General features: G+C 70.3%; 10 protein-coding genes. 3 read left to right on the forward strand and 7 right to left on the reverse strand.

Annotated elements, in window-relative coordinates; genetic code table 11:
• On the forward strand, positions 1–406 hold a 406-nt coding region (locus tag ASF18_RS24820; protein ID WP_280138941.1), incomplete at its 5' end, for a DNA translocase FtsK.
• Positions 407–426: 20 nt separating this feature from the next.
• Here ASF18_RS24820 and ASF18_RS15975 read toward each other — a convergent pair.
• Both ASF18_RS15975 and ASF18_RS15980 read right to left on the reverse strand, forming a co-directional pair.
• Positions 427–1,467: an aldose epimerase family protein gene (locus tag ASF18_RS15975; protein WP_056353005.1), complete on the reverse strand. Its 1,041-nt coding sequence runs from the start codon at positions 1,465–1,467 to the stop codon at positions 427–429.
• A 55-nt stretch (positions 1,468–1,522) separates the two neighbouring features.
• On the reverse strand, positions 1,523–3,304 hold the full coding sequence (locus ASF18_RS15980; RefSeq protein ID WP_056212508.1) for an ABC transporter ATP-binding protein: 1,782 nt from the start codon (positions 3,302–3,304) through the stop codon (positions 1,523–1,525).
• 181 nt (positions 3,305–3,485) lie between these two features.
• Here ASF18_RS15980 and ASF18_RS15985 point away from each other — a divergent pair, with 181 nt between their 5' ends.
• Positions 3,486–4,445 (forward strand): metal ABC transporter substrate-binding protein, encoded by a 960-nt coding sequence (locus ASF18_RS15985; RefSeq protein WP_056353008.1) that lies wholly within the window; start codon positions 3,486–3,488, stop codon positions 4,443–4,445.
• Between the two features lie 51 nt (positions 4,446–4,496).
• Here the strand turns inward: ASF18_RS15985 and moaD are convergent, their stop codons facing one another.
• From moaD to ASF18_RS16005, 4 genes are all read right to left on the reverse strand, one after another.
• Complete coding sequence (moaD, locus tag ASF18_RS15990; protein WP_056353009.1) at positions 4,497–4,748, reverse strand: molybdopterin converting factor subunit 1; 252 nt, start codon at positions 4,746–4,748, stop codon at positions 4,497–4,499.
• A gap of 13 nt (positions 4,749–4,761) precedes the next feature.
• Positions 4,762–5,361, reverse strand: coding sequence for a CDP-diacylglycerol--glycerol-3-phosphate 3-phosphatidyltransferase (pgsA, locus tag ASF18_RS15995; RefSeq protein ID WP_056212502.1), 600 nt, complete (start codon positions 5,359–5,361; stop codon positions 4,762–4,764).
• A 58-nt stretch (positions 5,362–5,419) separates the two neighbouring features.
• Positions 5,420–7,513 carry an excinuclease ABC subunit UvrC gene (gene uvrC / locus ASF18_RS16000; protein WP_056353011.1) on the reverse strand — a complete coding sequence of 698 codons (2,094 nt, stop codon included), beginning with the start codon at positions 7,511–7,513 and terminating at the stop codon, positions 5,420–5,422.
• Between the two features lie 78 nt (positions 7,514–7,591).
• Positions 7,592–8,326, reverse strand: coding sequence for a chemotaxis protein (locus tag ASF18_RS16005; protein ID WP_056353013.1), 735 nt, complete (start codon positions 8,324–8,326; stop codon positions 7,592–7,594).
• 246 nt (positions 8,327–8,572) lie between these two features.
• Here ASF18_RS16005 and ASF18_RS16010 point away from each other — a divergent pair, with 246 nt between their 5' ends.
• A complete protein-coding gene (locus ASF18_RS16010; RefSeq protein WP_056353015.1) occupies positions 8,573–9,409 on the forward strand; it encodes a L,D-transpeptidase in 837 nt (278 codons plus the stop codon).
• A gap of 97 nt (positions 9,410–9,506) precedes the next feature.
• On the opposite strand, the gene ASF18_RS16015 is transcribed toward ASF18_RS16010, so the two are convergent.
• A complete protein-coding gene (locus ASF18_RS16015; protein WP_056353017.1) occupies positions 9,507–10,265 on the reverse strand; it encodes a DUF2076 domain-containing protein in 759 nt (252 codons plus the stop codon).
• Between the last annotated feature and the right edge of the window lie 276 nt (positions 10,266–10,541).

Here is a 10,541-nt window from a genome sequence, read left to right on the forward strand (position 1 = left end):
CGGGCGCACGACGCGCGTGCACGGGCCGTTCTGCTCGGATGCCGAGGTCGAGAGCGTGGTCGCCCACCTCAAGCGCCAGGGCCGGCCCTCCTACCTCGAGGCCGTCACGGCGGAGGAGGACGGAGCGTCGGGCGGAAAGGGCGCTGCCGACGAGATCGAGGTGGACGGCGCGGTCTTCGACCAGGGCAGCTTCGGCGAGGCCGGCGGCGACCTCTACGACCAGGCCGTGCAGGTGGTGCTGCGGGACAAGAAGGCCTCGACCTCCTACATCCAGCGTCGGCTGCAGATCGGCTACAACCGCGCCGCCTCCCTGATGGAGAAGATGGAGATCGAGGGCATCGTCGGCCCGGCCAACCATGCCGGCAAGCGCGAGATCCTGATCGAGGCGGATTCCCACCACGGCTGAGGCGCTCGGCGGCGCCCGACCTACGGCACGGTGCTGAACCGGTAGGTCGTGGTCGCCCGGAAGGGCGCGTCCGGCCGCAGGACGGTGCTGGGAAAGGCCGGGTGGTTCGGCGCGTCGGGAAACCCTTGCGCCTCGAAGCAGACGGCGTCGCCTGCGCGGTAGAGGCCGCCGCCCGAACCCGTCACCGTCCCGTCGAGCATGTTGGCGGTGTAGAGCTGCAGCCCCGGCCGCGTCGTCGCCACGGTGAGGCAGCGTCCGCTCTCTGGATCGACCGCCTGCGCCACCACGCGAAGAGTCCCGTCGCCGCCGAGCACGTAGGTGTGGTCGTAGCCGTGGGCCAGGGCGAGTTGCGGGTGCGCCGTCTGGATGCGGGCCCCGAGGGCCGTCGGTGTCCGGAAGTCGAAGGGCGTCCCGGCCACGGGCAGGATCGCGCCCGTGGGTATCTGCTCGGCATCGGTCTCCAGCACCGCGTCCGCCGCGAGGGTGACGACGTGCCCGAGGGCGCTGCCCGCGCCCTCGCCGGCAAGGTTGACGTAGCTGTGGTTGGTCAGGTTGAGGATCGTCGGCCGGTCGGTGACGGCGACGTAGTCGATCGCCAGCGTGCCATCGTCGTCCAGGCGGTAGGTCACGGCGACGTCGAGATTGCCCGGGAAGCCTTGCTCGCCATCGGGGGATCGGTAGGCCAGGGTCAGGCTGGCCGCGTCGGCGGCTTCGACCCGCCAGATCCGCCGGTCGAAGCCCTCCGGCCCGCCATGCATGGTGTTGCGGCCCGCGTTCCGGGGCAGCTGGTACGCCGCTCCGTCGAGGCGGAAGCGGCCGCCGGCGATGCGGTTGGCGTAGCGTCCGATGATCGCGCCGAAATGCGCGTCGCTCGCCGCGTAGCCCGCGAGGTCGGCGGCCCCGAGGACGACGTTCGCCACGCGGCCCCTTCGGTCCGGCACGTCGATCCGGCTGACGATGCCGCCGTAATCGAGCACCTGCACCCGCAGGTCGCCCCGCGCGAGGGTATGGCGCATCACGGCCGCGCCGTCCGCCGTGGTTCCGAATGGCTCTGTCCGCATCGACGTCCGAGTCCCGCTCCGGCCGGCTCAACGCGCGGCGGGCGGATCGGTCCCGTCAGGCCGGCACGGCCGCGTCCTCGACGTCGCCGGAGAGCTGCATCCGATGGAGCCGGGCATAGGCGTCCCCCGCCGCCACCAGCGCCTCGTGGCGCCCGGTCTCGACGATCCGCCCGGCCTCCATGACGACGATGCAGTCGGCATCGCGCACGGTGGAGAGCCGGTGTGCGATGACCAGGGTGGTGCGGCCCCGCATCAGGCGCAGGAGCGCGTCCTGGACGAGGCGCTCGGACTCGGAATCGAGGGCGCTCGTCGCCTCGTCGAGGAGCAGGATCGGGGCGTCCTTGAGGAAGGCGCGGGCGAGCGAGATGCGCTGGCGCTCGCCCCCCGAGAGCCGTCCGCCCGCGGGACCGACGGGGAAATCGTAGCCCTCCGGCAGGCGGCTGATGAAGCCGTGCGCCGCCGCCGCCTCGGCCGCCGCCTCGATCTCGGCGCGGGTCGCCCCCGGCCGGCCGAAGCCGATATTGGCCGCGATGGTGTCGTCGAACAGGACCACGTCCTGCGAGACCACGGCCACCGCCGCGCGCAGGGAGGCGAGGGAGACGGTGCGGATGTCCTGCCCGTCGATGCGCACCGCGCCCTCGGTCACGTCGTAGAGGCGCGGCACGAGGTTGAGCAGGGAGGACTTGCCCGAGCCCGAACGCCCGACCAGGGCCACCGTCGCCCCGGCCGGAACGGTAAGGTCGATCCCCTCCAGGGCCGGCGCGTCGGCGCGGTAACGGAACTGCACGTCGCTGAAGCGAATCTCGCCCCCCGCCACCTGGAGCGGGCGCGCCCCCGGCACGTCGCGGATCTGCGGCGCCTCGTCCATGAGGGCGAAGTAGCGCTGGAGCGCGGCCCCGGCTTCCTGAAGGATCGCGTTGAGGGTGCCCAGCGTGCGGATCGGCTGCGAGGCCAGGAGCAGCGCAGTGACGTAGCCGGTGAAGTCGCCGACCGTGCGGTCGCCCGAGGTCACGCGCTGGCCGACCAGGGCCAGCACCGCCGCCACCGCGAAGCCGCCGCCGATCTCGAGGAGCGGGTCGAGGCGCCCGCGGGCATTGGCGGCCTTCATCTTGAGGCGGCGCACCTCGTCGAAGGCCCCCTTCGCCCGGCCCTTGAGGTAGCCTTCGAGCGCGTAGGTCTTGGCGATGCGGGCGCCCTGCAGGCTCTCGGTGATGAGGCTCGCCGTGAGGCCCATCCGCTCCTGCGTCGCGGTGGAGACGCGGCGCAGCTTCCTGCCGACCCGGCCGATCGGGCCGGCGACGAAGGGCACCACCACGCCCGCCACCAGGGTGAGGACCGGATCCATCCAGACCAGGGCCGCCACCAGGGCGATCAGCATGGCGATGTCGCGCAGGAGCACCGTGGAGATGCGGGTCAGAGCCTCCTTGATGAAGGCGAAATCCGTGGTGAAGCGCTGCGTGAAGGCCGCCGGGCTCTCGCGGCCGAGCTGGGCGAGGTCGGATTCGATGAGGTGCCCGTAGAGGGCGGCCTGCATGTCGGCCTCGACCCGGGTGACGACCCGGTTGGTCAGGACGTTCTGGCCGAACAGCGCGAAGCCGCGGATCGACGTGATGGCGATGACGATCACCGGGCCGTAGGCGAGAGCGGCCATGTCCTTGCGGTCGAAGGCGTCGAAGGCGAGCTTGATCAGGGTCGGGTACAGGCCGGTCGCCGCGCCCACGATGGCGATGAGCACCAGAACCACCGCAAGGGTCGCCCGGTGCGGACGCAGCCATTCCCGCCAAACCCGGCCGAGGAGGGGCAGGATGTCGCCCTTGGGAAGCGCCCGTCGCGCCATCTGATCCGCTCTTTCCGTGTCGTGCCCGTCCGCCGGCACGCGGGCCGCGACTGCGGGGGTGTTTGCGTCCGCCCGCCGGCGAGATCAAGCGAAAGCCATTGGGGGCGCGCTCCGCGGTCCGGCTAGGAAATGTGATAATGTTACAGTAGAGCGGGGGAGCTCACCGAAAGGATCGTCCCCGATGCCGTTCCGGCTCCTGTCCCCGCGCCTGCGCTTCCGTCTACCTGCCGCCCTCGTGCTCCTGCTCGGCCTTCTCGGTCCGGTCTCGGCGGCGGAGACGAAGCTGCGGGCCGTCGCGACCTTCTCGATCCTGGCCGACCTGGTGGCCCAGGTCGGCGGGGACCATGTCGCCGTGACCTCCCTGGTGCAGCCGAACGCCGACGCCCACGGCTACGCGCCGGCGCCGAGCGACGCCCGGACCCTGGCGGATGCCAAGCTCGTCGTGGTCAACGGCCTCGGGCTGGAAGGGTGGATCGACCGCCTCATCAAGGCCTCGGGCACGAAGGCGCCGGTCGTCGTCGCCTCCGCGGGGGTCAAGCCGATCGAGGCGGAGGACGACGATCACGGCCATGGCCACGACCAGGGCGGCCCCGGCCACGCGCACGGCCACCACGACGATCCCCATGCCTGGCAGAGCATCGCCAACGCGCGAATCTACGTCGGCAACATCCGGGATGCCCTGGTGCGGATCGACCCGGACCATGCCGCGGCCTATACCGACAACGCCAAGGCGTATCTCGCCAGCCTCGACGCCCTGGAGGCCGAGGTCCGGACGGGGATCGCCGCGATCCCGAAGGCCCAACGCCGGATCATCACGACCCATGACGCCTTCGGCTACTTCACCGCCGCCTACGGCCTGACCTTCATCGCCCCGCAGGGCGTGTCCACCGACAGCGAGGCGAGCCCCCGGGACGTCGCCCGGATCATTCGCCAGATCCGCCAGGAGAAGATCCCGGCCGTCTTCCTTGAGAACATCAGCGATCCGCGCCTGATGCAGCAGATCGCCCGCGAGAGCGGCGCCGTGATCGGGGGCAAGGTCTTCTCCGACGCCCTGTCGGGGCCGGACGGGCCGGCGCCGACCTACGTGGCGATGATGCGCCACAACCTCATGGCCTTCACGGCGGCCCTGGGCAGGCGCTGAGCAGGGCGCCCCAGCCGCCGATCATCGGCCGCCAGGGCTGAGGCCCGAGCCTCAGCCCCCTGTCATGGGGGGAAAGAACGCGATCTCGGAGGCGCCGGCGATCGGTGCGTCCGGCTTGGCGTGGACTCGGTCGATCGCCGCGCGGACGATGCCGGTGGTCTCGAAGGCGTAGGCGTATTCCTCGCCCCGGCCACGCAGCCAGTCGACGAGGTCCGAGACCGTGACGATTCCTTTGGGGAGGTCGACGGTCTCCTCGGCCTTGCCGACGCGCTCGCGCACCCAGGCGAAATACACGAGCTTCATCGCGTGGTGTCCCTCAGCGTGGGTCGTCGATGACGTGCTTGATGCCGGCGCGCAGGTAGTCCCAGCCGGTATAGAGCGTCAGCGCGGCAGCGATCCAGAGGAGGACGGTTCCCGCCCGGATCGTGCCGGGCAGGATCGTTTCCCCGGCCGGGCCGGCCACGAGGAAGCCGATGGCGATCAGCTGTACGGTCGTCTTCCACTTGGCGACCTTGCTCACCGGAACGCCGACCTTCAGCTCGGCCAGGTACTCGCGCAGGCCCGAGACCAGAATCTCCCGGCACAGGATCACGATGGCGGCCCAGAGGGTCCAGCCCACGATGGTGTTGTCCGCGGCCAGCATGAGGAGGCAGGCGGCCACCAGGAGCTTGTCGGCGATGGGATCGAGCATCCGCCCGAGGGCCGAGCTCTGGTCGTAGGTCCGCGCCACGTAGCCGTCGAGATAATCGGTGATCGCCGCCAGGATGTAGACCGCCAGGGCGCCGAAGCGCGCGCCCGGCTCGGTGGGCCAGTACAGCAGCGCGACGACGACCGGCACCGCCACGAGCCGCCCGTAGGTCAGGCAGTTCGCGAGCGTCCAGGCTGGCGACCGGCGGCGGGTGAGGACGGGATTCATCGCAGGCGTGAAACCATGTGCGGCGGTGGGGGTCAACCGCCCGGACGCGCCGATCTCGTCACGCATGGGTGTGAAAGAAGTCGTAGACGGCGCGGGCCGTAGCGGCGTTGACCCCCGGGGTCTTCGCCAGGTCCTCGAACGCCGCGCGCTGGATCGCCTTCACGGTGCCGAAGTGGTGCAGCAGCGCGCGCTTGCGGCTGGGGCCGATTCCCGCGATCTCGTCGAGGGGGTTCTTCACCATCTCGCGCTTGCGCTTGGCCCGGTGGCTGCCGATGGCGAAGCGGTGCGCCTCGTCGCGCAGGCGCTGGACGAAGTAGAGGGTCGGGTCGCGCGGCGGCAGCTTGAAGGGGGGGCGGCCGGGCACGAAGAACGTCTCGCGCCCCGCGTCGCGGTCCCGGCCCTTGGCGATGCCCACCAGGGCGACCTCGGTGACGCCGATCTCCTCCAGGGCGGTGCGGGCGGCGTCCAGCTGCCCCTTGCCGCCGTCGATGAGCACGAGGTCGGGCCAGGCCGGCAGGGTGTCGCTCTCCGGGGACGCCTCCGGGACGGGGACCTCGGCGCCGCCTTCGCTGGCGGCGATCGCGGCCTCCCGGGCGGTGCGCGGGTTCTCCTTGACGAGGCGCTTGAAGCGCCGCTGCAGCACCTCGCGCATCATCCCGTAATCGTCGCCCGGGGTCAGTTCCTCCGACTTGATGTTGAAGGTGCGGTAATGCTGCTTGGCGAAGCCCGTCGGCCCGGCCACGATCATGCCGCCGACGGCGTTCGTGCCCATGATGTGCGAGTTGTCGTAGACCTCGATCCGCCGGGGCGTGCCGGAAAGCCCGAACGACTGCCCGAGGGCGGCGAGCAGCTTGCCCTGGGAGGCGGTGTCAGCGAGGCGCCGGCCGAGGGCCTCCTTGGCATTGCGCTGCGCGTATTCGACGAGGTTCTTGCGCTCGCCCCGCTGGGGCTGGTGGATCTCGACCCGGTACTCCGTGCGGCTCGACAGGGCGGCGGCCAGGAGCTCCGCATCCTCGATGGCGTGCGAGACCAGGACGCTGCGCGGCGCCGGCTTGTCGTCGTAGAACTGCCCGATGAACGAGGCCAGGACCTCGTCCGGCGTCATGGTGCGGTCGGCCTTGGGGAAGTAGGCGCGGTTGCCCCAGTTCTGGAAGTTGCGGAAGAAGAACACCTCGATGCAGAACTGGCCCGCCTGCTCGTCGAGGGCGAAGACGTCTGCCTCCTCGACGCCCTGGGTGTTCACCCCTTGCGTCCCCTGGATCGCCGACAGGGCCGCGATGCGGTCGCGGAACCGCGCCGCCCGCTCGAATTCCATCTTCTCCGAGGCGTCCTGCATTTCCTCGCGCATGCGGTCCTTCACGGCGTTCGACTTGCCCGCCAGGAAGCTCTTCGCGCTGTCGGCGAGCGCGCGGTAATCGTCGAGGTCGATCTCGCCGGTGCAGGGGCCGGAGCAGCGCTTGATCTGGTAGAGCAGGCAGGGCCGGGTGCGGTTCTCGTAGTAGCTGTCCGTGCAGGTGCGCAGGAGGAAGGCCCGCTGCAGGGCGTTCACCGTGCGGTTCACCGCCCAGACGCTGGCGAAGGGGCCGTAATAGCTGCCCTTCCGGCGCCGGGCGCCGCGATGCTTGATGATCTGTGGCGCTTCCGAATCCGCCGTGACGAGGATGTAGGGAAACGACTTGTCGTCCCGCATCAGCACGTTGAAGCGGGGCTTCAGCTGCTTGATGAGGTTGGCCTCGAGGAGCAGCGCCTCGGTCTCGGTGGCGGTGGTGACGAACTCCATCGCCGCCGTCTGCGAGATCATGCGGGCGATGCGGTTGGAATGCGCCTGGCCCCGGGCATAGGAGCCGACCCGCGCCTTCAGGTTCTTGGCCTTGCCGACGTAGAGGACGTCGCCCTTCTCGTCGAACATCCGGTAGACGCCGGGCGAGGTCGGCAGGGTCGTCCAGAACCGCCGGATCACCTCGGTGCCGGCCTTGACCGCGCCCTCCTCGAAATCGAAGTCGATCTCGGGTGCGTCGTCGGCCTGGGCGAGGTCCTGCGCCTCCTCGGAGGCGTCCTCCCGGAAGCCGTCCTGCGGGAAGCCGTCCTGATCGTCGAAGCCGTCAGGTGGCAGATCGTTCGAGGCGGGGTCTTTCGCGGGCGCGCGGCTCATGCCGCTGACTTAAGCCTCGGGGGAAGGCGAGGGAAGGGGCGACGGAGGAGGCGCGCCGGGCGACCCGGCCCCGTCGCCTCAATCGAACAGCGCGTCGATGTCGCCCTGGTCGACGTGGCCGATATCGTCGGCGAGCTTCGGCCCGTTGAGGAGCGAGCTCTCGTCGTCGATGTCCACCTTGGCGGGATGGGCGCCCAGCAGCTCGCTGAAGGTGTCGAGGCCGCCCCAGGCCTCGATCATCCGGTCGAGGTGTTCCTCGATGAACTTCAGCACGCCCACGATCTTGTTGATGCGCTGGCCGGTGAGGTCCTGAAAGTTGCAGGCCTCGAAGGCGACCACGACGCGGTCGAGGATCGCGTCGATGTTCTCGCGTCCCGCCATGGTGGTGGTCATGGCGCGCAGCATGCTGGCGTTGGTCTCGATCTCCTCGATCGCGCCCAGGATCGTGCTGGTGGCGCGCTCGGTGGAGTCGACGACGGCATCGAGCTCGCCCGCCACGCGGCGCATGCCCTTGCCGGTGTTCTCGGAACGGTAGAGCGTCGCGATCTCCTGCTTGGTGCGGGTGATCGCATCCTTCATGATGTCGAGCTCGGAGCGCATGGCGAAGGCTTCGTTCAGCTCCTTCCGGCACGCCTCGATGGTCTCCACCGTGCTGGTCTGCGTGACCTTGCGCAGGTCCTGGATCGCGGACAGGATCTCGTCCAGGCGCTTGTTGTTCAAGGTGACCGCCTCCGACGAGACGGCGGAGTCCATCGCCACGGGGGCGCTCGCGAGGCCGAGACTGTCTTCGATGCGGTAACGTTTGAGAGTCATCGGTCGCGATCAGCCAACAAGAGTGAAGCCGGGTCATCCTGCGCCCAACTGATTGCGATTTCTTGAACGTCACAACTCATCGGCAACCTTTACGGCACGTTCACGCTGAATCCATTCCCCTGTTCGCCGCCGCATCGGCCTGAACGATTCACCATGTTCCTTCACCGGGTGTCCGCCCCGGACCGCGATCCTGGCCCCATGTCGCACCCCTGAGCGGGGTCGATCGGGCTTGGAGCGTTGACGAGCATGCGGTTCGATTGGTGCGTGGCCATCGCCTGCCTGACGGCGGGATTGGCGGGGCAGGGGAGTGGGGCGCAGGCGCAGGGCGCGCCGCGGCCGGGCGCCTATGGCGGCGGCTTCCTCGAACTCCTGATGAGCGATCGGCCGGGCGCGCAGGCGCCTCGGGCCATGGCGGAGCGCCCGATCCCCGGCCGGCGCCTGCCGGAGGAGCGCGCGGATGCGCGCGCGCCGGCGGCCTATGCCGCAGCCGTGCCGCGCCAGCTGCATTCGGGCGATCGGGTTCCCCCGGAGCCGGAATGGGAGCCGCAGGCGCAGATCGCGCCGCAGCCCGTCCCGGTCCGCCTCGCCGCCCTGCCGACGGCGCGGGAACCGGCGGTCGAGAGCATCGCCCGTGCCCCGGATGCCCGCTACACGCGGCAGGTGGTCGCCTTCGACGGGCCGCAGCGTCCCGGCACCATCGTGGTCGATACGCCGGGGAAGGTTCTCTATCTGGTGCAGCCCGGGCACCAGGCGATCCGCTACGGCATCGGCGTCGGCCGACCGGGCTTCGCCTGGTCGGGCCTGAAGACGATCAGCCAGAAGCGGGAATGGCCGGACTGGACGCCGCCCCAGGAGATGATCCGCCGCCGTCCGGACCTGCCGCGCCACATGGCCGGCGGCCCCGGTAATCCGCTCGGCGCCCGGGCTCTCTATCTCGGCTCGTCGCTCTATCGGATCCACGGCACCAACGAGCCGCACACGATCGGGCAGAACGTCTCGTCCGGCTGCATCCGCATGATGAACGAGGATGTCATCGATCTCTACGAACGCACGCCGGTCGGCACGCGCGTCGAGGTCCTCTGAAGTCCGAGCCCCGAAGATCTGACCCCTGGAGAAGACCTGATCCTTGAAACGGAAGAGCCGGCGCCTGTTCGAGGCGCCGGCTCGTCGTCATCCTGGATCAGACCCAGTCGTCGTCCCCGCCGCCGCCGATGTCGCCCCCGAAATCGCCGCCGGAATCCTCCGTGAAGGACGCATCCTGAAGGTCGTTGCCGCCGCCGAGGGCCGAGCCGAGATCCTCGTTGCCGCTGCCGCCGAAGAAGTTGTTCTCGGTGATGTTCGGGGTGCCGCCGAGACCGGCCGCCGCCGCGCTGCCGAGCTGGGAATGGCCGCCCGCGAAGGCGTTGGAGAGGGCGCTGCCGAGGAGCATGCCACCGGCGGCACCCGCCGCCATGGGCAGCGCCGTCGCCATGAAGCCGCCGCCGCGCGCCGGCGCCGCCTGCTGGCCGGCCCAGGGGCCCCCCTGCTGCGGACCGCCGTAGCCCGGCTGCTGCCCGTAGCCGGGCTGCGGCTGACCATAGCCCGGCTGCTGCGGCTGTCCGTAGCCCGGTTGGCCGCCCTGGTTCCCCCAGGCGCCGCCCTGGCGTGGCGGCTCGGGCTGGCGGGCGGAGGAGCCGCCGCCGAAGATGCTGGACAGGAAGCCGCCGCCGCCCTGGGGCTGCTGCTGGCCCGCACGGCGCAGCTGCTCCAGCTGCTCGTTCAGGCTCTTGATCGCCTCTTCCTGCACGTAGATGAGCTGCGCCATGGCGTAGGGCGCGTAGGGCTGTGCCCGGATCTTGTCGGCAATGAAGCGCTCGGCTTCCGCGTCACGGGGCTGGCTCGAAGCCTGCTCCAGGCGCTGGAAAATGCCGCCGATGACGTCGCGTTCTTCGCTGTTCATGGAGTCGTCCTCCTGGGGCAAGCCGGCGGGTGACCACCCGCACGGGCGGGTCAGAGATGGGGGTGCCGCCGGCCTTTGTCAGGGGTTCAACGCAAACTTTGCCGTCCCGGATGCATGCGCCGAATCCAAATCTGCGCAGAACGCGGAAAAGCCCGGCCTCGCGGACCGGGCTTTCCTGTCGAGGCGAGCCCCGCGAGGGGCGCGACCGGAGCGGATCCTAGTAGGAGCCGAACTTGTAGTTCAGGCCGGCGCGGACGACGGCGAACTCGGTGTCGC

This window comes from Methylobacterium sp. Leaf89, from assembly GCF_001422215.1.
Taxonomy (GTDB): Bacteria; Pseudomonadota; Alphaproteobacteria; order Rhizobiales; family Beijerinckiaceae; genus Methylobacterium.